The following is a 22,641-nucleotide window of genomic DNA, read 5'->3' as shown; positions in this document are numbered from 1 at the left end:
CCCAAATAAAATGAATATCCTCCAGATTGAATATTGCTACTTCTTATGTGGTATAACAGGTAAAGTACTCACCACCTGTAAGAGTAAACGCTTATAAAGTCTGGCTTTTACGATAAAAAAATTAATATCATTCCTGTTATATATGCGGAGGACTGAAGATTTTCTGTTAGTTTCATCCTTATTATTAAACTTTAAACTCACATTATGTATAAGATCCCACTCTTATTCACTGCACTGGCAATGCTTTTTGCCGGCAGTACACATGCCCAAAGCAGTCCTGCTTACAGCATGGTCATTAAGGGAGGTCATGTCATTGACCCCAAAAACAAAATCGATGCACTGATGGATGTAGCTGTAAATGACGGGAAGATCGTCATGGTTGCCAAAAACATTGATGCCAAACAGGGCCGTCAGGTTGTAAATGCCAAAGGTCTCTATGTTACTCCCGGACTGGTAGACATACACGTACACTTTTTCTGGGGAACGGATCTTCAGGGAACCTACAGAAACGGACCTCTGGCCTTACCTGCAGATGGGTTCACCTTCCCTGCCGGAGTAACTACGGTTGTAGATGCCGGATCATCCGGATGGAAAACCTTTGAAACATTCAAAAAACAAACGATAGACAGGTCACAGACCCGGGTATTTTCAGAGCTGAATATCGTAGGCGAAGGGATGGCCGGTAGTAAATTTGAGAATGACATCGATCAGATGGATGCTCAGAAGACTGCCGAAATGGCTAAAAAATATCCTGAGAATATTGTTGGCGTAAAACTGGCGCATTTCAATGGCCACCGCTGGGAACCCGCAGAAAGAGCCGTCGAAGCCGGAAAACTTGCGAACATCCCGGTAATGATTGATTTCGGTGGTGCCGATCCTTACCTGCCGCTGGATTCATTGTTTAGTGTAAAACTGCGTCCCGGCGATATCTATACGCACTGCTTTGGTGGTGATGACGGTGTAGGTATCACAAAAACAAACGGAAGAGAGCAAATTGTGGATATCAAAACCAATAAGGTAAAACCTTTCGTGCTGAAAGCCCGCGAGAGAGGGATTATCTTTGACGTAGGCTTTGGTGGTGCCAGTTTCCTTTTCTCACAGGGAACTCCTGCAATCAAGAGTGGCTTTTATCCAAACTCCATCAGTACCGACCTGCACACGGGCAGTATGAATGGCCCGATGAAGAGCATGCCTAATATCATGTCGCTGTTTATGGCCATCGGTATGCCTTTCAATGAGGTGATTGCTGCCAGCACCTGGAACCCTGCAAAGGAGATTAAACACGAAGAACTGGGAAACCTTTCTGTAGGTTCTGTAGCAGATATTGCGATCTTCAACCTGCGTGAGGGCGACTTCGGTTTTTATGCCAGGGATGGTCAGGTGAAAGGTAAAAACAGACTGGAGACTGAGATGACGATCAGAAACGGAAACATCGTTTATAACCTGAATGCTATCGCTACTCCAAATATCTTACCTGTTGCTCCTCAGGAGAGAAAGCCAGTGAAAGAACACTAAGAGATATCTTTATATGTTTACATCAAAAGGGGCTTGAATCATATGATTCAAGCCCCTTTTTTTATGATCCTTACTTTGTTGCCGTGGCGGGCTTTGGCAATTCTTTTCTCGGGATCATCTCCTCACGCTGTGAGGTTTGATAAACAAAAGTTGCCACTACTGTAGCAGCCTGTTTCAGATCGTCCTCAATCAGACGGTCGTACGTATCCTGGTTACTGTGATGCGTACGGGTGCCATAATCAAGCCTGTCCTGAATAAACTGAAAACCCGGAATTCCAATAGCATCAAAAGGTATATGGTCTGTACTGCCGGTATTATTGAGCGTAACAGTTGCTGCCCCAAGATCTTTGAAGGGTTCTAACCATGATTTAAATACTGCGCCTGCGGCATCATTGCCCTGCGCATAGATTCCACGGATCTTACCCGCCCCGTTATCTAAGTTATAGTAAGCAGAAACCTTTGCCTGTGCAGACTTAAGGGTCATTGTTTTTGGATCCCCATAGTGGTTCAGCACATAATTTCTTGAACCATGCAGACCTTGTTCTTCAGAGCTCCATAACACTACACGGAGGGTACGGCGCGGCTTAAATCCTAAAGACTTTAAGATCCTCATGGCTTCTAACATGACCGCGCTGCCCGCAGCATTATCAGTAGCGCCGGTAGCTGCATGCCATGAATCCAGGTGACCACCAATGATCACGAGTTCATTTTTTTTATCGGAGCCTGCAAGCTCCCCCACTACGTTATATCCCTGCAGATCATCAGCAAAAAATTGAGTTTTCACCTCCGCTTCCATCTTTACAGGCACACCAGCATTTACCAGGCGCAAGATCCGCTGAAAATCCTCACTGCTTGTTTCCAGCTCAGGTGCCGGAGTTTTAGACGTATCGGCATAATCTCTGCCACCACTGGTAAATATCGTACCATCTGTACCGCGGCCCTGGCTCAATACCAGACCTACGCCCTCTTCCACATAAAATTTACTGAGTGCAGCACGAAAGTTTACCAATGCAGCCATGTTTCCTGCCGCTCTTGGTCTTGCTCCTGCCGAAGCTTTTGCAGCTGCCATTTCTGAGAGCTGGGCATCAGTAATACGTGTAGCGTCTGCCTCAAAAGATCGCTCTGCCAGAGGTTTTGTATTCAGCATGACAATTTTACCCTTCAGCTTGCCTTTGTATGAAGCAAGATCTACAATCGAGTCGGCCTTGACAACCACCACTTCCGATTTGATCGGGCCGTTGGTCCCTGGTGTCCAGGCTTTTGGTATAGCAATCACAGCATGATAATACGGTACGGTGATCGCTGCATAGTTTTTCTGTACTTCCCATCCTTTTCCAAACTTGCCCCATGGCTCGCGTTTTACATTCACCAGTCCCCAGGTTTTCAGGGCGTTTACCGACCAGTCCTGTGCACGTTTCAGACCCGGCGAATTGGCCAGTCGTGGTCCCGTTACATCGGTCAGGTTAAATGCAGTTTCCATCACTTTGGAATGTGACATCCCCTCTTCCCTGATCCGGCTGATCATCTGTGCATCAGATCCTTTTTGAGAAAATGCGTTGCCAAAAGTTGCTGCTGCGAGCAGAAAGCTAAAAAGTACTTTGTGTTTGGTCATGAGGCGTTATTGGTTTAATGGTAAAACGATCTAGTAATAACTGCTGTTCAGGTTGGAATTTGCTTTTTCTGCAGCCTCAATAATAGAGAAATCAGAAAGAATCAGCGGCGCTCCCTTTTTCACACAAACGTTATGTTCAAAGTGTACTGCCGGCGACTGGTCTGCAGACACTACAGTCCATCCGTCATCAAGCATATAAATTTTGTGTGTACCCATGGTAATCATCGGCTCTATCGCCAGCACCATATTTTCCATCAGCTTCTTGCCCTTACCCTGCTTACCATAATTTGGGATCTGAGGATCTTCGTGCATTTCACGGCCTACGCCATGTCCCACGAAATCCCTGATCACACCATAACCATGCTGGCCATTGGTGTAACTTTCTATTGCATGTCCGATGTCACCGGTACGCTTCCCGGTAATCGCATGTTTGATACCTTCGTACAGTGACTCTTTAGTGATTCTCACCAGGTCGAGCACTTCAGGAGTACTTTCCCCAATTACAAAAGTATAGGCATGATCTCCATGGAAGCCATTTTTATAGACTACTGTATCAATGGAAACGATATCGCCTTCTTTTAAAATATATTTACCGGGAAACCCGTGTACAACCTGTTCATTCACAGAAATACATAGTGAATAGGGATAGCCGTGGTAACCTTTGCAGGATGGTGTAGCACCATTATCCCTGATGAAGGTCTCTGCCATTTCATCCAGCGAAAGTGTAGTAATACCCGGCTTTAATATTTTTGCTACTTCAGTTATTGTAGCGCTAACGAGCAGGCAGCTTTCACGTTGAATAGCAACTTCCTCATCAGATTTATATACGCTCATATTAAATATTTTTTACAAAAATAAGAATTCTGAAGGAATATACTTTGAATTGAAGTCCCATAATGTCAGCGCTCCAGCCATTTTAAAAAAAGCTGCGCCTTAATTCTGCTGACGATGATCTTTTCAGGAGATTTTACCTTTGAGAAAATCACCAGCTTTCTGTTGAAGTAAGATTCCACGTCGTCAATAAAGTCCCTGTTGACAATAAACTGCCGGTTTGCCCGGAAGAACTGATAGGGATCGAGCAGCAGCTCCAGCTGTTCCAGGGTGTAGGACACGATAAAGCTCCTGTTGTCCTGAAGATACAGAGACACGGTCCCCTCAGAGGAATAGATCAATCCAACCTCAGCCAGCTTAACAGGAATGATTTTTTCCCTGTAGTTCACCAGCAGGGTCTGCTTGTAGGGAGACTCCATTTGCTGAATTACCCGCTCCATATTGACGGCACGTTCGCCGCCAGACAACAGATGCTCTTTAAAACGTAAATACTTCTCCACGCTTTTCTGCAGCATATACTCATCTATGGGCTTCAGCAGGTAGTCTATCCCATTGGATTCGAAAGCTCTGATCGCATACTCATCAAAAGCAGTACAAAAAATGACCGGAACTTCAATGCTGATTTTTTTGAATACTTCGAAACTCAGTCCATCGCCAAGCTCAATATCAGAGAAGATCAGCTCTGGCATCGGGTTTTGCTCAAACCAGGCCAGGGCAGCGGCAACGGACCCCAGAATGACCTCCACCTGAATATCACCATCGATTCCCAAAAGCATGTTTTTCAGCTCATTCGCTGTTCTCTCTTCATCTTCTATTATAATTACTTTCATGATTGAGCAAGGGTATGGTGACCGTGAATTTTTCATTGTCATTGGTCACCTCCACGGATTCGCCGACCAACAACTTATAGCGTTCAATGATGTTCTTTAAGCCCATTCCCGGGCGCTCCAGCCTGGAACGTTTGGGCTGGAAATTGTTTTCCACTTTTAAAGCAGGCAAATCTGTCGTGCTGATCGAGATATACAAAGGCCTTTCTTTGGAACAGACATTGTGTTTGATGGCATTCTCTATCAATAGCTGCAGGGAAAGCGGCGGTAATAGTAGTGACTGATGCGCTGGCTGGATATCAATATGCACTTTAAGCATATCTCCAAAACGCTCGTTGAGGATATGAAGGTAGGAGCTGATAAACCTGAGCTCTTCCTCAAGAGTTGTCAGGTACTGCTCGTTAAAACTCAGTAAATACCTGTATACCCCGGCCAGGTGGACGATGTAATTTTTTGCCGGAGGATCGCTGACCATAGTCTTGAGGGTACTGAGTGAATTGAAAAGGAAATGCGGGCTGATCTGCTGCTGGAGCGATGTCAGTTGTGCCCTGAGATGAGCCTGCTCAAGAAGGGCCTTTTCCACTATGGTGGTCTTGAGCCTGGCACTGGTGTATCTGTCGGAAAAAATAAAATAGCACACCAGGCTAAGGAAGGTATTCCCCCCGAGGTGCACGATGAGATCCTTTACTGAGCGGTATCCGATTTCATTGGTGTAGAGATAGTTTTCGGGTCTGATCCGATCGATGAGGAAACCCAGCACAAAAAGCACTACCATTCCCAGCAGGATAGCCAGAAAATGTTTAACAAAACCCGACAGCCGCGTAAAATGATTTGTAAGGAAGTAGCCATCGATCAGCCAGCAACCGGCCATAGGGACAAAGATCTTGAAGGCATGGTCTAAAAAATGCCACCATTTTGCCTTCGCCAGATCTTCCTGTCCTAGAAGTGCCGTACCGGTGATCATGACTGCCGCAAGTATCAGCAGCCACTTGATCTGGTATTTTTTATACATATCCAAAGGTAGCACAAATGTATTGATTTGGCTGTTAATCAGCCTGTCAGTTCAGCATAGCAATTTGGCTGCTTCATTCCCAATTTGGATCACTTGGGTTCAAATCTGACATTCCGGACAACTGCAGGTGCTACCTTTGAGACTCAAAATAAATAATATAATCTGACAAATATGAAAACATCAATTTTAATTCTGGTATTTGGAATACTATCCTTTAATACCTCTTTCGCACAGAAATACTTCGGAAAAACGTACCCGGCAACGCAAAATGTAGATGAGTATTTTGACGCCGCCGATGTCACAAAGGCGCATACTGTAATGGGTAAAACCGAGCTTGGTAAAGGCTTTCGTTCGCTGGAAAAAACGCAGGCAAAGATTGTCGAGCTGGCAAAACAGAAAGGCGCTGATGGCGTGATCTTTTCTATGGAGGAAGAAGTCTTTGCTACTTCTACATCCAATGGTGGTACTATCAGTACAAAAAAGGAGAACAAGGCAACAGTCTCTTCAAACAGCACCACCAGCAACTTAAAAGAAAAGAAAATAAGAGCAGTATTTATTAAGTACAAATAATTTAATTTTTACCTCAGCAAAGCCGTTTGTCTTAAACGGCTTTGCTGTTTCCGACGCTTTCTCTTTCAAAAATCATCTCCTATGAAAAAGAAAATCATTGTTATTGCGCTGATCTTACTGGGTCTGTATTATACGATAAATGCACAGGAAAATCCAAAGAAAACAGTACCTGGAAACCCGGCATTAGTATCCAGTAAAGAGGAACTGCAGAAGCTCATGGACGCTTCGCAGGGAAATTTTAAATACCAGGTTGAAGACTATTTCAAGGCGCCAAAGTCTTCGAATTTTTCACTCTCCCCCAATGGAAAATCTTTAGCGTATAAAGAGCGAAACGAGCAAGGCAAAGCTGTCGTGCGCATCAAAGAAACCAGCTCAGGCAAGGTCACTACTGCCCTGGAAGAAAAAGATAAGTTAATCGCTGCTTTTGGATGGGCAAATGAAGGCAGGCTGATCTATATGATGGACAATAACGGAGATGAGAATTTTCATCTTTATGCCGTCAATACCGATGGCAGCAACAATATCGACCTGACACCCTATGAGGGTGTAAAAGCTAACCTGATCAACAGGCTTCCGGAAAATGAGGACTTTGTGATTGTGACCATGAACCTGGAGGACAAACAGATCTTTGAACCATACAGAATCAATACACAAAGCGGAAAAGCAGAGAAATTATATGAGAACAAGGATATCTCAAATCCGATCAATCAGTTCGACTTCGACAAAGACGGCAACCTGAAAGGATTCAATAAAATCAGTCACCTGGATATCCAGCATTACTACAAAACAGAAAAAGACCAGGATTTCAAGCTGATAAAAACCACAAAATGGGATGATAAATTCTCCATCTTGTCCTTCAATTATGCTACAGAAAATCCTGATGATGCTTATGTGCTTACTGATCTTTACAATGACAAGGCACAAATCGTCCTGTTCGATTTTAAAAAGAAAAAGGTAATAAAGAAAGTTTATACAGACCCGGTATTCGACCTTTCCAACTTAAAGTTAGCAAAGACACGAAAATGGGAACTGGATTATGTGGATTACCAGGGAGAGAAATATACCATCAAACCGATCAGCAAATCCTTCAGGAAAATTTATGCAGACCTGCAAAAGAAGTTTAAAAACTATCAGATTGAGATCACGGGACGTACCCTTGATGAAGATCAGTATCTGATTAAGGTGTCGGGCGACCGCCAATACGGGAAATTTTATCACTATGACATTGCGACAAAAAAATCAACCTTACTGATTGAGCTGAAACCTGATCTCAGGGAAGAAGATATGGCGGTGATGAAACCTATTCAATTCCAATCCAGAGACGGCCTGACAACTCATGGCTATATTACCCTGCCAAAGGAAGCATTGAATGGAAAGAAAGTGCCAGTGATCGTGAATCCGCACGGAGGACCGCATTTATTCAGAGACCTCTGGGGATTCAATGCAGAAGCACAGTTGTTTGCCAGCAGGGGGTATGCAACGCTGCAGATCAACTTTAGAATATCTGACGGATATGGGAAGAAGTTTTATCAGGCAGGTTATCATCAGACCGGCAGAAAGATCATGGCCGACCTGGAAGATGGTGCAAATTATGCCATCAGGCAAGGCTGGGTAGACAAACAGAATGTGGCAATTTTCGGCGCCAGCCATGGTGGATATGCGACGCTGATGGGCTTAATTCAAAGTCCCGGATTATACAAGACAGGTGTGGATTATGTAGGTATTTCCAATATTACTACTTTCTTTAAGTCGCTGCCTTCATTTACTGGCCCTTACATTGAATGGTTAAAATACATCTGGTATGACATCGATACCCCGGAAGGAAAAAAACTGGCGGATGAGGTTTCCCCTATCTATTTTGCAGACAAGATCAAAGCTCCGCTCTTTGTTGTGCAGGGTGCTAACGACCCGAGGGTAAATATTGCTGAGTCTGACCGCATAGTAGAGGCCATCAGAAAGAAAGGTCTTGATGTACCCTACATGGTAAAATACGACGAGGGACATGGTTTTATCAGAGAATCCAACCAGATTGATTTCTATAAAGCAATGATGGGCTTTTTCAGTCGCCACTTGAAATAAGCCCATCATACTCCATTCTGTCAGTTATTTTTTATCCTCCAGGAGGATCCATCTGTTAACTGTATTGTTTGGCGCCTCTAATACTACCTTGTAAAATTTGGAAGGCTGATCTTTGACACTGATAAAAGCATGCTGATCTGTCACCGGCACTTCAGCCATAAGTTTGTATGTGTCTGGCTTGCCATCTTTGAAAGCATTGGTGGTGGCCAGCCATACTTTTACTGTGCCTGCCGGATCAACCGCTTTCCAGGTAATATCCACATTACCCTGAACATAGATAGCTGCAGGCTCTGCAACAGAAACTTTGCCGATCAGGGCTGTGCCGTCAATTTCACGCTTCACATTTTGTGGCACATTGATATTCATGAAACGGGTAATCGTAGGCATAATGTCTACGATCGCTGGCTGGTATCGTGCCGCATACGCATTGAGCGGGCGATAGTTGCTCAGCATCCAGGTGTTACGCTGGCGTGGCGACTGCCCGCCATGGCCACTACCTGTTTTCTCGTCGCGACCGTGGTCGGTCGTCACTACCAGCAGCCATTCTTCTTTAAAATGTGCTTTCCGATACGCTATCGCCTCATATAATTTACCCAGTTGCGCATCCAGCATTTTCACGCTGGCATAAAACTCAGGACTATCGCCATGCATGTGACCCATATCATCGGTATATTCCAGGTACACCCATGAAAGATCAGGACCATGCTGCTTTATTGTTGCCGAGGCTTCCTGTATGACCTTTTCATCTATCAGGTGCATAAAGTTACGCGCGGGATCGTGTTTGAATTTTACCGTATCCAGTTCATATCCATCAAAGAAATAGTCGACGTCGAGATTCCCCGCTTCCGGCAGGTGGTAGCCCAGCAGTTTGGTACGGTTATCTTCCCAGCTGGAGAAAATAGCGGTTTTCTTTGCCGGGTACTGCGCTTTTAACAACCTGAAAACATTCTGATAGTTATAGTTCGGAGCTTTGATATCATTGTCAGGAACATTGTGTTTATTGACCCAGGTGCCTGTCAGCAAGCTGTTATAACCTACCGCAGATATCGTAGGTGTTTGATTATAGGCTGCCACATCACCACCCACATGCATGCGGGTATAACTGCCTTCTGATCTGATCTTTTTGATATTTGGCAAATCCAAACGCTCAATCACATCCGCCGGGATGCCATCAGCAATAACGTACACGGTCTTTCTGGTTTGCTGTGCAAATCCTGCTGAACTGAAAAGCAGCAGCAAGAGGGATAAAATTGATCTGTTGGTCATCTTCATTATTTGAATAAATGTATTGATTTATATCTTCAGTACTATGGTTTCAGCAGCCACATTACCCCATTAATATTATCCCCCTCAGGAAATTGTCTGCTGATTGCCTCAGCAACATGCTGCTGGTTCAGCTGCAATTCGGTCTCGGGATACATCCAGCGTTTAGGAATCTTTCTGTCATTCAGCATACCTGCACCAGATACATCAAAGACAGGGAAGCCCGTTCTGCGCTGCTCATAAAATGACTGCCAGCCGCTGTTCATGAAGGATGCAATATACTTTTGTGTGATGATCTGTTTGATAGGATCACCATTGTTGAGTTTGGTGCTGCTTTGCGCAAGGTAGGCATCGATTTCCGGCTGTGCGATATTGTAGAACTTCATCGAGGCATTCACACCCTTCTGATAGTAATCTTCAGCATTTCCGGCAATCCATCCTCTTACCACGCCTTCGGCAAGTATAAACTGCTGCTCAGCATAACCCAAAGCGACACTTGGCTCGTTCACAGGATTATTGTAATATCTTGGATTAACCTTGGAGGCTTCACCCGCAACTACACGGATCTTGTTTTCATTGACAGCGGCACTTCCTTTTACGCCACCATAGGCGTTAAAATCTGTAGCTGGCAGTGCCGAGTTTTTTGGTGCTTTATCGGCAAAGCTAAACAACCTCACATCTCTCAGTGATTTTAACAGATCCACAAAGGTCTCCTCCATATAATTGGTGGTTTGAATATCATTGTTGTTAAAATATGGATAGCGGTTACCCTGCAGATCGTAAAATTTCAACTGAGCATTGTCATCATTACTCGTGTACAAGGGAAAGGTTCCGGGTGTATTCACGATATCTGAAAAGCGCTTTTTGATATCAAACTTTGCATTGTCCTGCTTGAGAGACATACTCATCAGCACCCGTAAAGACAGGGAGTTAATAGCAGCTTTCCAGCGCTGCATATTGCCACTATACACAATATCGCCCTGCACTGCTGCAGTAGATGAGCTGATCAGGGCATTGGCAGCCTTCAGATCATCAAGGATGCTCAGATAAATATCTTCCTGCTTGTCGTAGACAGGCTGCGTCATCCCCTCCTCAGCCTTGAGCGCCGCACTGTAGGGAATGTCCCCGAATGTTTGCGTGAGTTGCAGAAAATACCAGGCCCTGAAAAACTTAGCCAGCGGAAGATATTCTGGTTTGCCCTGTGCAGCTGCCGCCTGCTCCATCTTTAAGACCTGGCGCAGGTTATCATAGGTGCTGAAGCTTGTCCTTGCCCAGCCATAATACTGGTTAAGGCTTACCGCATCAGTATATACCATCTGGCGGGTGGTAAATGCAACGGTAATATCCGTCGATTGAAAAGCAGTTTGCTCTATTGAGTTCAGCAGCAGATCCGGTGTTGCAACTGTCGACTTATTTGGGTCGGTCTGGAACTCGCTGAATTTTTTACAGCCTGACTGCATGATTAGCATACTAACCATCAGTATTGAAATAAATTTGTTCATATTACCAGTGATTAAAATTTCATATTAAGATTTAAACCAATTGAGCGTACAGATGGAGTCTGCAGGTTATCCTTCGCCGGATCCGGATCTACGTTTGGCATTTTTGACAGTAACAAAAGGTTTCGCCCCACCGCAGATACATTCAGGCCTTTGATAAAACTTTTAGACAGCCACTGGTTTGGCACCTGCCAGGTTAGGGTTACCTCACGCAGTTTCAAAAAGGATTGCGAGAAATAATTATAGTTATTATAGGCAGCGTTGCTGGTGGTGGTCATATAATCAATGTAGTTGACCGCCTTGGTATTTGGCGCGAACGTACGTGTATCACTGGTAATATTTCCCAGAGCGTCATAGCTTGCCGCACCACCGGTGATCACTACACCCTGGCCCACAAAAGTGGCTTTACCCTGATTGGCATCCTCACGGAACTGGTTAACTGTACCCGGGTGAGTTCCACCCCACCACATTTTCTGGTTGGTAGTGGAGTACATCATCCCTCCCAAACGACCATCAACCAGGAACTTCAGGCTGAAGCTTTTATAGTTAAACGTGTTTTCCATACCATAAACCCAGTTTGGATCTCCATTTCCTACAGCGCGAGCAAAGTTGTCATTTACCGGGAAACCATTACTGCCATAGATGACATTTCCATTTGGATCTGTCTGATACACTGTAGTCAGGATCTTATCTGTACGGTCGCCCACTTTTAAACCATTTAGCGTTGCTGCACCCCCATAAATCTCTTTCAGGTAACGGCGATATTGGGCGAAGTTGACCGCTACATCCCACTTAAAATCTCTGCTGCGAACAGGTGAACCGCTAAGCACAAACTCTACACCTTTGCGTTGAAATACGTTACCATTCACCAACTGACTGCTGTAAGCACTTGAAACAGACATCGGAATGCTGGCTATATTGTTGAAGTCACGCGTTTGATAATAAGTAGCTTCAAATCCAATGCGGTTATCAAAGACTTTGGTATCCACACCGATCTCCCAGCTATCAGAAGTCTGTGGGTTTAAGTTATTCGTCAGTAACACATTTCCGTAGGTTAAAGAAGGCTGACTGTTCCAGATGACCCCCTTTGTAAATGAAGGCAGGTACGCATAGGTATAGTCATCATCAGTAAGCTTTCCACTTGATACTCTCGACCAGCCACCTCTCAGTTTTAAGTAAGTGATATCTTTTGGTAATTTAAAGAGCTGAGAAAGTACAAATGAAGTATTCAGCGAGGGATAGAAGAAGCTGTTATTGGCAGTAGGCAGGGTGGAAATGATATCATTTCTACCCGTCGCGGTTACATAAATACCATTCAGGAACTCTAAATCCAATACACCGTAAACACTGCTTGTCCTTCTTTCCTCCAGAAAGTTCTCTCCCTGAAGGGGGCTCGCTGAGTTACTCAGGTTATAAAAACCGGGGATGATCAGCCCGTCAGTGTTCGTAGAACCGTATTTGTTGTTGCGGTAATAATTGGCGGCCCCAACCTGAGCATGGATCTTGAATTTGTCAGTGAATGTATGGTTATAGTCGCCAATAAGGTCGGTATTGATATCAAAGTAATTACCGGTTTCCACAGTAAACTGACCTCTCGACTTATTACCATAGCCAATATAACTTTTAGGCTCTTTGAAAGTACGGTTCAATCCATATGTGTTTATCCCGTTTCTGAATTGTACTGAAAACTCAGGACTTACTTTGTAAGACAGGTTCAATGAGCCAAAGGTATTGTCCTTATTGTAACCACGCAGGTATTCATATGCCTGGAAATAAGGATTATTATAGTAGGATACATTATAATTACGCTGCTGCAGGCCAACCTGTCCCGGCGCCCAGTAATTCCTGAGGTCTTTAACGCTTACATCAGCACCAGTCCATAAAACAAGGTTATAGAGATAGTTGGTGGGGCCGTATCCGGTTTCGGGATAGTTATCGGTGAACTGTTTGTTGTAGCTCAGCCTTGCATCCATAGTGATGGCGTCTGATAATTTATAATTCCCTGATATAGTGAATGAACTATTATTGAGATCGGTATTTGGCACAATACCCTTCTGATAGATATGCGAGGCCGAAGCACGGAACGATCCTTTTTCGGAGCTTTGCATAATACTGATGTTATTACTTGATATAATACCCGTATTAAAAAAATCTTTGACATTATCTTTACCTCTTGAGATATAGGGTAGCGGAACCAATTTTCCTGTTACAGGATCTACAGGGCTGTTAAACTGCGGCGTTTCAAAAAAACCACTTGGCGTGCCGGGATCGCGCTGATCAAGTTTAGGACCCCAGATCCATCCAGAACCCTCAGCTCCTCCGCCAGAACCATCAACATACTCATACTTACCATAATTACCGGCACCATAGGTAGTTTGAACTTCTGGAATACGGATGAAACCTGGCTGCACCTGGTTTGATGAATTTACTTCTACGCTCAGGCTTTTACCTTTACCGCGCTTGGTAGTAATCATAATCGCACCATTGCCACCAATGGAACCATACAGTGCAGATGCGTTGGCACCCTTTAACACAGTAATACTTTCAACGTCGTCGGCATTTACTTTGTACAAATCCGCGGTTTGATCGGGAATCCCATCAATTACGATCAGCGGTTTGCGACCACGTAAGGAGATACCGGGATCCTGAAACAGGTCAGTTGAGGTGCTTATAGTTAAACCCGCCACACGACCTGTAAGTGAGTTTACCAAATTGGGTTCCCGTGCTTTGACTAAGCTTTCGCCTTCTACTTCCTGTACCGCATAACCTAATTTAGCTTTTTCCTTTTTGATACCAAGGGCAGTTACTACCACCTCGGACAGACCATTGGCGCTTTCTTCCAGCACGATGGTATAAGTGTTTTCATTACCAACAACAATTTCCCTGGGCTGAAAGCCGATATAGTTACATACCAATACATCACCAGCATTGGCTTTCAGGGAGAAATCGCCATCCTGATTGGTTACAGTCCCGGTATTTGTTCCCTTAATGATAATAGACACACCCGGAAGACTTTCCTTTTTAATATCGGTGACGTGGCCTCTGATCATTTTTGCTGCAGGAGCAACTGCTGAAGCAATAACGGGTTTCACCATGATCTGGCTGCCCGACTGGCTGTAGGTAAAGCCCAGGTTTTTACCAATGGTGTTCAGCACTATAAATACATTTTCGTCATTTACGCTGAGGTTGACTTTTTTATTGAGCAGGTTTGTATTGTCAACACACACAAAGCTGAAGTTCGTTTGTTTTTGTATCACATCAAATACAGTGCTCAGCGGCATGTTTACGGCCTTTAGTGAGCATTTCGTTTTTGTGATTTCGGGATTTCCATCCAGGCCACCGGCATAAGTGATTTGACAGGATAATAAAAGCAGTATCAGGGTAAATGCCCTGGAAAGGGTGGAAATTAAAGACGTAGGGTAAATCTTTTTTTTCATAAGTTTGTAATTCGTTTATTAGATATCCAATAATTTGATAGCGATTGGACCGGCATTTGCAGATGTCGGTTCTTGATTTTTAAGCCGCAGCCTGGCAGGACTTAAAGGGTTGATGTGGACTTTTCCTTATAAGATTTTGATTTGATGTAAATTTTGTTCCCTTCCCGGTGATAGGCCAGCGTGCCCGATGCACAGATGGTATTCATCACTTCAGTGAGGGCTTGATTATTGAACATGGCATAGAGTTTTGTGTCTGCCGTAGCCTGGTCGGTAAAGACTATCTTCACGCCGTACATTTTCTCTATGCGCGGGGCAACTTCTCCCAATTCCTCATTTTTAAAGATCAGGACATTGTTTAACCAGCCTAAAACCGATGCTGAGTCAAGCTGATCCTGAAATACCCGCTGCGTATGGCGATTCACAGACAGCTCCTGCCCGGGTTTTAACATGTATTCTTCGCTCTGCTCATCTTTCAGTTTAACTCTTACTTTTCCTTCAAACAGGGATACTGTGTTTACTGCATCGCTTTTGCCGGCGCTGATGTTAAAATGTGTACCTAAAACCTGTACATTCATTGCTGCTGTTTGTACGATGAAAGGTCTGTGTGGATTTTTGCTGACCTCAAAAAAGGCTTCTCCGGTGATGGAAACCTTACGGTTGGCATCGTCAAATGATTTTGGATAAGAGAGTGAGCTTTCAGGTCCCAGGATGACTTTGGTGCCATCTTCGAGTGTCAGCTTTTTCTTTTGGCCCGATGTGGTGTTAACGCTTAAATAAATTGCTGATCCTTCAGCCCTCAATGATTCAAAAGCAAACCATCCTGCAGCAATGACAATTACTGCTGCGGCCGCAGTGATGTAGCGGTTAAAGCGGTGCCATCTGGCAGGGGCTAAAGCCGGCTGCTCCGCAGCTATTCTGGAATGCAGTCTATCCAGCGCATTCATGCTTTCTGCATCAGCAGACCTTTGATACCCAAGCCAGATGAGCTTGATTTCTTCAAATGTTTGTTCGTTTTTTTTATCTGCAGCGAGCCAATCCGCCAGTACTTCGTTTTCTTCAGTGCTGGTAGTGTTAGACAGGTATCGTGTGATCAGCAGATAAAGCTCTTTCTCTTCCAAATCAATCTTGTTTTAAGTCAGGACGTAAAACAGAGATGAACTCATGACAAGAAAAAAACTTTTTTTTTTTAAAAGGCCATATTATCCAGGCGATAGCTTTCTTTGAGGTATTTTACGGCCCTGTACATCTGTGTTTTTACAGAGTTAAGGGAGATCTCCAGCAGATCAGCAATTTCCTGATAACTCAGGTTATCTTCCCTGCTCATTCTGAAGATGACCTGCATTTTTTCTGGCAACTTTTTAATGAGGCGTTCAAGATTTTGTGCCAGCTCTTTGTAATCGAAGACCTGATCGGGGCTTGCATAATGAAGATCCAGGTCTTCAGGCATTTCTTCCAGAGTGGTGAGAACGGCCATTTTGTGCTTACGGTAATGGTCGTACACACGGTTTTTAACACATTTGTACAGTAATGCAGAAAGAGAAGAATGAATGATGATAGAGCTGCGGTCCTGCCACAGTTTATGAAATACTTCAATCACCAGGTCTTCGGCAGCATCACTGGGATAGGGTAACAATGACCTGGAGAAACGCAGAAGGTTAGGGTGATACTTTAAAAATAATTGATCAAAAGCCGGCGTTTCGCTGTTTTTGATGCGGGAAAGCAACAGATTATCTTCTAAGGCGTTGTTAGTCATATCGCTTCAAAGATGTCGCGATGATATTAACTGACTGTTAAAATGAGTTGATTAAATTAATAAATGACAGCAGAAATCGCTGTAAAACAAAAAAGCTTCAGATTTCTCTGAAGCTTTTTGCAGAAGTGGTGCGGGACGGGATCGAACCGCCGACACAAGGATTTTCAATCCTTTGCTCTACCGACTGAGCTACCGCACCAACTTTTATTGAACTTGATTTCGATCATGTTCCCCGTTGTTGGGAGTGCAAATGTAGTTTCTTTTTTTTAATAACAAAACTTTTTTTGAAATAATTTTAAAAAGGCCTTTCAATTATTTAAAACTGCTCTAAATTTTAAATAATTATGCAAGCATAGTAATTTCTTTCTGCTATTTATTTTAACTTAGCATGAAGTAAAAGATATCCCGGTAATGATTTCACAAATTCTATTTATAGCCCTCACCATAGCGGCAATCGCATTTTTCAGCATCAACCTGAAAAAAGTGATCCGTAATATCAGGCTTGGCCGGCCGGCAGATCGCTCAGATCAGCCAGCTAAAAGACTGACAACCATGCTAAAGGTTGCCTTTGGTCAGACCAAAATGGTAGTGCGCCCCATCCCTGCTGCCCTCCACTTTATCGTCTATGTGGGCTTCGTTATTATCAATATTGAAGTACTGGAGATCATGATCGACGGCGTATTTGGTACGCACCGCATCTTCGGTGGCCTCGGCAGTCTGTACAATTTTCTGATTGGTGGCTTCGAAATTCTCGCCCTTGGTGTATGGATTTCCTGCGTCATCTTCCTCATCAGAAGAAATATTTTAAAATTAAAAAGATTTATGGCCCGCGAGCTGACAGGATGGCCAAAATCTGATGCCAACTATATTCTCTTCACCGAGATCCTGCTGATGACCGCCTTCCTGCTGATGAACGCTGCAGATGCAAAACTACAGCTGCTCGGTTCGCATCACTACATCAGTGCCGGGGCTTTTCCGGTTAGTCAGTACCTGCAAAACCTGCTGCCTGCAAATGAGGCAAGCCTGATCGCCATAGAAAGAGGCTGCTGGTGGTTCCACATTATTGGAATCCTCGCCTTCCTCAACTACCTGCCCTACTCCAAACATTTCCACATCCTCTTTGCGTTTCCAAATACCTATTTCTCCAATCTGGAGCCAAAAGGCGAATTTACGAACATGCAGAGTGTAACCAACGAGGTGAAGGCCATGCTTGATCCTTCATTTACTCCTCCTGAGGGAGATCCCGGACGTTTTGGTGCAAAAGATGTAAATGATCTGACATGGGTAAACCTCATGAATGCCTATACTTGCACTGAATGCGGACGCTGTACTGCAGTATGCCCGGCAAACATCACCGGCAAACTCCTTTCCCCACGTAAGATCATGATGGATACCCGCGATCGTATGGAGGAAGTAGGGAAAACGCTGGACAAGGGTGGTGCTGCATTTGAAGACGGCAAATCCCTGATCGATGATTATATCACCCGTGAAGAGTTATGGGCCTGTACCAGCTGCAATGCCTGTGTAGAAGCCTGCCCGATCAACATTGACCCGCTGGCCATTATTACCGACCTGAGAAGGTATGCCGTAATGGAGGAGTCGCAGGCGCCGTCAAGCATCAGCAGCATGCTGGGCAATATTGAAAACAATGGTGCGCCATGGAAGTATTCACCGGCTGACAGGTTTAACTGGGCCAAAGAAAACTAATTAAGCTGCATAATGACTGAGAAACTAAATATAGAAGTGCCTACCATGGCAGAAATGATGGCAAGGGGCGAAGAACCTGAAATCTTGTTCTGGGTAGGCTGTGCCGGAAGTTATGACGAACGTGCACAAAAAACTACCCGCGATATCTGCAAGATCCTTCATCACGTAGGCATCAAATATGCAGTGCTTGGTACAGAAGAAAGTTGCACCGGCGATCCTGCAAAACGTGCCGGAAACGAATTCCTGTTTCAGATGCAGGCGATGACCAATATCGAGGTATTGAACGCCTACAACATCAAAAAGATCGTTACCGGATGTCCGCACTGCTTTAACACGATAAAAAACGAATATCCCGGACTGGGCGGTATTTACGAGGTAATCCACCATACCCAGCTGATCCAGGACCTGATCAATGACGGAAAGCTGAAAGCCGAAGGCGGAGAAAGTTTCAAAGGCAAAAAGATCACTTACCATGACCCCTGCTATCTGGGACGTGGTAATGGTATCTACGAAGCACCGCGTGCGGCGCTGGAAGTACTGGATGCACAGCTCGTAGAAATGAAACGCTGTAAATCCAATGGCTTATGCTGTGGTGCCGGTGGTGCCCAGATGTTCAAAGAACCCGAAAAAGGAAACAAAGACATCAACATTGAGCGCATCGAAGAAGCACTGGAAACCAGCCCAAATATCATCGCGGCAGGATGCCCTTTCTGCATGACCATGCTGAGTGATGGTGTGAAGATGAAGGATCAGAATGACAATGTAAAGGTTTTAGATATTGCAGAAATTACAGCAAGAGCGAATGGATTGTAACCCGCTATTTATTACGTCGTTAAACTCCGGCAGCAACGGAAACTGTTATTATGTTGGGAACTCGAAAGAGGCCATCATGGTAGATGCAGGGATCTCCTGCAAGGAGACCGAGAAAAGGATGCTCCGCCTGGGTTTATCGATGAAAAAGGTAAAAGCGATTTTCATTTCCCATGAACATGGAGACCATATCCGTGGCCTGACAGTACTGTCCAAAAAATTTGGTATTCCGGTGTATATCACGCCGGGCACGCTGAACAATTGCCGGCTCAACCTGCCTGAAGAACTGACGCGAACGTTTTCGAGTCACGAGACTGTGCAGATCGGGTCCTTAAACATTACCTGTTTTCCAAAAATACATGATGCCGCAGAACCCCATAGTTTTATGGTTTCCTGTGGTGACATCAAAGTGGGGGTCTTCACCGATCTTGGCCGCGTCTGCGATCAGCTGAGTCTGCATTTTCAGCAATGTGATGCTGCCTTTCTTGAAGCCAACTATGATGAAGATCTTTTACAAAACGGAAAATATCCCTATTACCTCAAAAGGAGGATCAGTGGTGGCTGGGGTCACCTCAGCAATACACAGGCGCTGGAATTGTTTAACAACTTCCGGCCAGCCAAACTGAGTCACCTGCTGCTCTCACATTTATCAAAAGATAACAACGACCCTGAACTCGTAGAGCACCTGTTTAACCAGCATGCCCGGGGCACAACAATTGTGATCGCTACGCGTCATATGGAAACACCGGTATTTACTATTGGTGCAGCTTCAGGCTCATCTGCCGGAACTTATCTGACAGGTCAATCAAGTCTTCAGCTTCAAGGTTTTTAAGCGGTATGGCTATGAAAGTGGCCATACTGTCAATATCTCCGCCCCTGCGGTCGTTATAGGTCTGCACAATGACGTCATCCCCCCTGGTTCTGAGAAATAAAGTGCCCGATAAATTGGTGCCGATATAATCAAGCACACTGTATTTCATCAGGTTACAGGAGAAGTACTCCACTTTCCCGTTATTGAAATAACGTTTGTAACGGCAAAAGCCCCTGTCCGTAATCTGAAGTTCGTACTTCTTTATATTTTTTGGACCAGATTCCGCGTTATAATGTTCTGTAAGCTTCTGCTGCATATACCCGGCCTCTTCTTCCGCAGGTCCGGACGAAGAAAAAGAAATAAAACCCAGACACAACAGCAGTGCTGCACATATTTTCAAGGAGAATGTAAACTTTTTCATCTGGCCGGCTATTACAGGATATGAAATTAAATAAAATGTTAAATTTGTACTATGAGTTTTTCTCCACAATCTAAAGTCTGGATCTATCAGGGTGACCGTCCCTTCACCGAAACCGAAATGACATCCATCCGTGCGCAGCTGGATGATTTCACTTCGCAATGGAAAGCTCACGGCCATCAGCTACAGGCAAAAGCAGAGATTCTTTACAATTATTTCATCGTCTTTATCGTTGATGAGGCCACTGCAGGCACCACAGGCTGCTCTATTGATGCTTCTGTAAGAATTATCAAAGGTTTTGAACAGGAATACGGCATCGATCTTTTTAACCGTTTCAATATGGCGTACAAGGTTGATGACAAAGTTGTGGTGGTCAACAAGGAAGATTTTGAGACGCTGATCAGTATCAATAAAGTAAACCGTGACACCATAGTTTTCAACAATCTGGTACAAACACTGGCAGATTTTGAGACCAAATGGGAGGTTCCTTTTAAAGACAGCTGGCATAACAAGGTGTTTGCCGACCTGCTCTAAGCACTAAAACTTCAGCGGTCCCAGTCTCCGGATATTCTTCATGATAAGGAAATGCCGGTGCCGGATAAACTTTGTGGGATTACGTGGTGTCCAGCGTATCGGATTTGGAAAACAGGCGGCAATCATGGCGGCCTGCGAACGACTCAGATCTCTGCATGACTTACCATAGTAAGCCTGTGCTGCAGCTTCAGCCCCATAGATCCCATCGCCCATTTCAATCACATTCAGGTATACTTCCAGAATCCGCTGCTTGCTCCAGAAGATTTCGATGAGTATCGTAAAATAAGCTTCGAAGCCCTTCCGTACCCATGATCTGCCCGGCCACAGGAACACATTCTTCACCGTCTGCTGCGAGATGGTACTGCCACCCTTCATCTTGGTAGAATCTGCCTTATTTGCGCTATATGCAGCCCTGATACCGGCAACGTCAAAACCTACGTGATGTATAAACTTCTGATCCTCACCCGCGATGGCGGCACGCTTCATGTTATCGGACATCTGCTCCAGGTCTACCCATTTCTTTTCTGTTTTAAAAGATTTACCATCCGATTTCCTTTCGATGTTTTTCATGATCATCAGTAAGGTGAAAGGAGGATTGATAAATCTGTAGGCCAGCACCCATAGTACGGTGACCAGGATAAAATACAGGAGTACCTTTCCTATCGTTAACTTCAGTTTCTGCAGATTGAATTTGCTTGTTTTACTTTTAGCAGTACGCTTTTTTGCCATCGCTCAAAGGTAGTAAAAAGCCGACATTTGTCATGTCAGTGCATATATTTAAAGCAATATAAACATTCACACGGGCTCATCTGTTACTCCTCAAATTGAGTTACTATGGAAACGAATAAAGTAAAGAAAATACACGATTTTGGTCAGAGTATCTGGCTCGACTTTATTGACCGGGAGATCATCAAATCCGGCAAGCTAAAGCAACTGATCGACGAAGATGGCGTGAGAGGACTTACCTCCAATCCGGCCATTTTCGAAAAAGCGATCAGCAGCAGCTCAGATTACGATGCAGATATCGCCGAGTTATCAAAGGAGAACCTGAGTAATGACGACATCTTTTACCGCCTCGCCGTAAAGGATATCCAGCAGGCCGCGGATATCTTACTGCCGGTGTACAATGAAGAGGTGAAAGGTGCTGACGGTTATGTGAGCCTGGAAGTTTCGCCCCTGCTGGCACTGGATACTGAAGGTACCATCAAACAGGCCCTGGAACTGTGGAAGGCTGTGGACCGCAAAAACGTGATGATCAAGATCCCGGGTACGCAACCTGGACTGGCGGCGATTAAAAAAACTATTTCCGAAGGACTGAATATCAATGTAACCTTATTGTTTGGTCTTGAGCGCTACAGAAAAGTTGCTGAAGCTTATATTGAAGGACTGGAAGAGCGTGTGGCAAAGGGACAAAGTATCAATGAGATTTCTTCTGTAGCCAGTTTCTTCCTGAGCCGTATTGATGTCCTGATTGATCCGATCCTGGAAGAAAAACATTTGGGTGAGCTGAAAGGCGAAGTAGCTATTGCTTCTGCAAAAAAAGCCTACGAAATCTACAAGGAACTGTTCAGCGGAGAACGATGGGAAAAACTGGGTGCCAAAGGTGCCAGGCCACAGCGTTTGCTATGGGCAAGTACCAGCAGCAAAAACCCTGCTTTTAAAGACACCAAATACGTAGAGGCACTGATCGGCCCTGATACCGTAGATACGATCCCTATGGAAACCTTAGAGGCCTACCGTGATCATGGAGATCCGGAAAGCAGGCTGGAAATTGACCTTGAGGGTGCTTCATCTGTACTGGCACAGCTGCGTCATGCAGAAATTGATCTCGATCAGCTGACACAGCAGCTGGAAGATGAGGGTATTGAAAAATTCAATGCACCTTATGAGAAATTATTAAATGCAATAGAACAGCAAAAACAATCTGCTTAATACCTAGATTTGTCCAGGTTATAACAGACAA

The 22,641-nt window shown here is 44.5% G+C and carries 19 protein-coding genes and 1 tRNA gene; 8 read left to right on the top strand and 12 right to left on the bottom strand.

Annotation, left to right across the window (positions count from 1 at the left end; genetic code table 11):
- The first annotated feature begins 204 nt into the window (after positions 1-204).
- Positions 205-1,515: an amidohydrolase/deacetylase family metallohydrolase gene (locus tag OQY15_RS08230; RefSeq protein ID WP_265790034.1), complete on the top strand. Its 1,311-nt coding sequence runs from the start codon at positions 205-207 to the stop codon at positions 1,513-1,515.
- A gap of 70 nt (positions 1,516-1,585) precedes the next feature.
- Here OQY15_RS08230 and OQY15_RS08225 read toward each other — a convergent pair whose 3' ends face one another.
- The 4 genes from OQY15_RS08225 to OQY15_RS08210 all read right to left on the bottom strand — a co-directional run bounded on the left by OQY15_RS08225 (position 1,586) and on the right by OQY15_RS08210 (position 5,797).
- Positions 1,586-3,127, bottom strand: coding sequence for a M20/M25/M40 family metallo-hydrolase (locus OQY15_RS08225; RefSeq protein WP_265790032.1), 1,542 nt, complete (start codon positions 3,125-3,127; stop codon positions 1,586-1,588).
- A gap of 30 nt (positions 3,128-3,157) precedes the next feature.
- Positions 3,158-3,961, bottom strand: coding sequence for a type I methionyl aminopeptidase (gene map, locus OQY15_RS08220; RefSeq protein ID WP_265790024.1), 804 nt, complete (start codon positions 3,959-3,961; stop codon positions 3,158-3,160).
- Between the two features lie 65 nt (positions 3,962-4,026).
- Entirely contained in the window at positions 4,027-4,788 is a 762-nt protein-coding gene (locus OQY15_RS08215) for a LytTR family DNA-binding domain-containing protein (RefSeq protein WP_265790018.1), read from the bottom strand.
- Positions 4,763-5,797 carry a sensor histidine kinase gene (locus OQY15_RS08210; protein WP_265790016.1) on the bottom strand — a complete coding sequence of 345 codons (1,035 nt, stop codon included), beginning with the start codon at positions 5,795-5,797 and terminating at the stop codon, positions 4,763-4,765. The genes OQY15_RS08215 and OQY15_RS08210 overlap by 26 nt, the downstream gene beginning before the upstream one ends.
- Before the next feature lie 171 nt (positions 5,798-5,968).
- Between OQY15_RS08210 and OQY15_RS08205 the strand changes: the two genes are divergently transcribed.
- A complete protein-coding gene (locus OQY15_RS08205; protein WP_265790014.1) occupies positions 5,969-6,367 on the top strand; it encodes a hypothetical protein in 399 nt (132 codons plus the stop codon).
- A gap of 81 nt (positions 6,368-6,448) precedes the next feature.
- The gene (locus OQY15_RS08200) at positions 6,449-8,446 is read left to right on the top strand and encodes a S9 family peptidase (RefSeq protein ID WP_265790012.1); all 1,998 of its coding nucleotides are present in this window, start codon (positions 6,449-6,451) and stop codon (positions 8,444-8,446) included.
- Positions 8,447-8,470: 24 nt separating this feature from the next.
- Here the strand turns inward: OQY15_RS08200 and OQY15_RS08195 are convergent, their stop codons facing one another.
- From OQY15_RS08195 to OQY15_RS08170, 6 genes are all read right to left on the bottom strand, one after another.
- Positions 8,471-9,712, bottom strand: coding sequence for an alkaline phosphatase family protein (locus OQY15_RS08195; protein ID WP_265790009.1), 1,242 nt, complete (start codon positions 9,710-9,712; stop codon positions 8,471-8,473).
- A gap of 41 nt (positions 9,713-9,753) precedes the next feature.
- The gene (locus tag OQY15_RS08190; protein WP_265790007.1) at positions 9,754-11,211 is read right to left on the bottom strand and encodes a SusD/RagB family nutrient-binding outer membrane lipoprotein; all 1,458 of its coding nucleotides are present in this window, start codon (positions 11,209-11,211) and stop codon (positions 9,754-9,756) included.
- Positions 11,212-11,222: 11 nt separating this feature from the next.
- Positions 11,223-14,645 carry a SusC/RagA family TonB-linked outer membrane protein gene (locus tag OQY15_RS08185; RefSeq protein ID WP_265790004.1) on the bottom strand — a complete coding sequence of 1,141 codons (3,423 nt, stop codon included), beginning with the start codon at positions 14,643-14,645 and terminating at the stop codon, positions 11,223-11,225.
- 101 nt (positions 14,646-14,746) lie between these two features.
- Positions 14,747-15,763 (bottom strand): FecR family protein, encoded by a 1,017-nt coding sequence (locus tag OQY15_RS08180; protein ID WP_265790002.1) that lies wholly within the window; start codon positions 15,761-15,763, stop codon positions 14,747-14,749.
- 68 nt (positions 15,764-15,831) lie between these two features.
- The gene (locus OQY15_RS08175) at positions 15,832-16,398 is read right to left on the bottom strand and encodes an RNA polymerase sigma-70 factor (RefSeq protein ID WP_265790000.1); all 567 of its coding nucleotides are present in this window, start codon (positions 16,396-16,398) and stop codon (positions 15,832-15,834) included.
- 126 nt (positions 16,399-16,524) lie between these two features.
- A tRNA-Phe gene (locus OQY15_RS08170) sits at positions 16,525-16,597 on the bottom strand.
- Positions 16,598-16,809: 212 nt separating this feature from the next.
- Here OQY15_RS08170 and OQY15_RS08165 point away from each other — a divergent pair.
- The 3 genes from OQY15_RS08165 to OQY15_RS08155 are packed head-to-tail and all read left to right on the top strand — an operon-like array spanning position 16,810 to position 19,747.
- Positions 16,810-18,105 (top strand): 4Fe-4S dicluster domain-containing protein, encoded by a 1,296-nt coding sequence (locus OQY15_RS08165; protein WP_265789998.1) that lies wholly within the window; start codon positions 16,810-16,812, stop codon positions 18,103-18,105.
- Positions 18,106-18,117: 12 nt separating this feature from the next.
- Positions 18,118-18,918 carry a (Fe-S)-binding protein gene (locus tag OQY15_RS08160; protein ID WP_265789995.1) on the top strand — a complete coding sequence of 267 codons (801 nt, stop codon included), beginning with the start codon at positions 18,118-18,120 and terminating at the stop codon, positions 18,916-18,918.
- Positions 18,908-19,747, top strand: a complete 840-nt coding sequence (locus tag OQY15_RS08155; protein WP_265789992.1) for an MBL fold metallo-hydrolase — start codon at positions 18,908-18,910, stop codon at positions 19,745-19,747. The genes OQY15_RS08160 and OQY15_RS08155 overlap by 11 nt, the downstream gene beginning before the upstream one ends.
- Here the strand turns inward: OQY15_RS08155 and OQY15_RS08150 are convergent.
- Positions 19,671-20,147 (bottom strand): hypothetical protein, encoded by a 477-nt coding sequence (locus OQY15_RS08150; protein WP_265789989.1) that lies wholly within the window; start codon positions 20,145-20,147, stop codon positions 19,671-19,673. The genes OQY15_RS08155 and OQY15_RS08150 overlap by 77 nt on opposite strands.
- A gap of 51 nt (positions 20,148-20,198) precedes the next feature.
- Here OQY15_RS08150 and OQY15_RS08145 point away from each other — a divergent pair, with 51 nt between their 5' ends.
- Entirely contained in the window at positions 20,199-20,678 is a 480-nt protein-coding gene (locus tag OQY15_RS08145; protein ID WP_265789987.1) for an ABC transporter ATPase, read from the top strand.
- A gap of 3 nt (positions 20,679-20,681) precedes the next feature.
- Here the strand turns inward: OQY15_RS08145 and mtgA are convergent, their stop codons facing one another.
- Positions 20,682-21,407, bottom strand: a complete 726-nt coding sequence (gene mtgA / locus OQY15_RS08140; RefSeq protein ID WP_265789985.1) for a monofunctional biosynthetic peptidoglycan transglycosylase — start codon at positions 21,405-21,407, stop codon at positions 20,682-20,684.
- A gap of 105 nt (positions 21,408-21,512) precedes the next feature.
- Between mtgA and tal the strand changes: the two genes are divergently transcribed.
- Positions 21,513-22,610 carry a transaldolase gene (gene tal, locus OQY15_RS08135; protein WP_265789983.1) on the top strand — a complete coding sequence of 366 codons (1,098 nt, stop codon included), beginning with the start codon at positions 21,513-21,515 and terminating at the stop codon, positions 22,608-22,610.
- Positions 22,611-22,641 lie beyond the last annotated feature (31 nt).

Origin of the sequence: Pedobacter sp. MC2016-15 (assembly GCF_026239695.1) — a bacterium.
GTDB lineage: Bacteria > Bacteroidota > Bacteroidia > Sphingobacteriales > Sphingobacteriaceae > Pedobacter.
This window is presented reverse-complemented; position numbering and strand designations above follow the sequence as displayed.

Bases quoted from the DNA above. Each gene is read 5' to 3' on its own strand.
- OQY15_RS08205 (WP_265790014.1), top strand. From the start codon at position 5,969: ATGAAAACATCAATTTTAATTCTGGTATTTGGAATACTATCCTTTAAT.
- OQY15_RS08165 (WP_265789998.1), top strand. From the start codon at position 16,810: ATGATTTCACAAATTCTATTTATAGCCCTCACCATAGCGGCAATCGCA.
- OQY15_RS08145 (WP_265789987.1), top strand. From the start codon at position 20,199: ATGAGTTTTTCTCCACAATCTAAAGTCTGGATCTATCAGGGTGACCGT.
- OQY15_RS08160 (WP_265789995.1), top strand. From the start codon at position 18,118: ATGACTGAGAAACTAAATATAGAAGTGCCTACCATGGCAGAAATGATG.
- OQY15_RS08225 (WP_265790032.1), bottom strand. From the start codon at position 3,127: ATGACCAAACACAAAGTACTTTTTAGCTTTCTGCTCGCAGCAGCAACT.
- OQY15_RS08175 (WP_265790000.1), bottom strand. From the start codon at position 16,398: ATGACTAACAACGCCTTAGAAGATAATCTGTTGCTTTCCCGCATCAAA.
- OQY15_RS08210 (WP_265790016.1), bottom strand. From the start codon at position 5,797: ATGTATAAAAAATACCAGATCAAGTGGCTGCTGATACTTGCGGCAGTC.
- OQY15_RS08185 (WP_265790004.1), bottom strand. From the start codon at position 14,645: ATGAAAAAAAAGATTTACCCTACGTCTTTAATTTCCACCCTTTCCAGG.
- OQY15_RS08215 (WP_265790018.1), bottom strand. From the start codon at position 4,788: ATGAAAGTAATTATAATAGAAGATGAAGAGAGAACAGCGAATGAGCTG.
- OQY15_RS08195 (WP_265790009.1), bottom strand. From the start codon at position 9,712: ATGACCAACAGATCAATTTTATCCCTCTTGCTGCTGCTTTTCAGTTCA.
- OQY15_RS08155 (WP_265789992.1), top strand. From the start codon at position 18,908: ATGGATTGTAACCCGCTATTTATTACGTCGTTAAACTCCGGCAGCAAC.
- OQY15_RS08190 (WP_265790007.1), bottom strand. From the start codon at position 11,211: ATGAACAAATTTATTTCAATACTGATGGTTAGTATGCTAATCATGCAG.
- OQY15_RS08230 (WP_265790034.1), top strand. From the start codon at position 205: ATGTATAAGATCCCACTCTTATTCACTGCACTGGCAATGCTTTTTGCC.
- map (WP_265790024.1), bottom strand. From the start codon at position 3,961: ATGAGCGTATATAAATCTGATGAGGAAGTTGCTATTCAACGTGAAAGC.
- tal (WP_265789983.1), top strand. From the start codon at position 21,513: ATGGAAACGAATAAAGTAAAGAAAATACACGATTTTGGTCAGAGTATC.
- OQY15_RS08150 (WP_265789989.1), bottom strand. From the start codon at position 20,147: ATGAAAAAGTTTACATTCTCCTTGAAAATATGTGCAGCACTGCTGTTG.
- mtgA (WP_265789985.1), bottom strand. From the start codon at position 21,407: ATGGCAAAAAAGCGTACTGCTAAAAGTAAAACAAGCAAATTCAATCTG.
- OQY15_RS08200 (WP_265790012.1), top strand. From the start codon at position 6,449: ATGAAAAAGAAAATCATTGTTATTGCGCTGATCTTACTGGGTCTGTAT.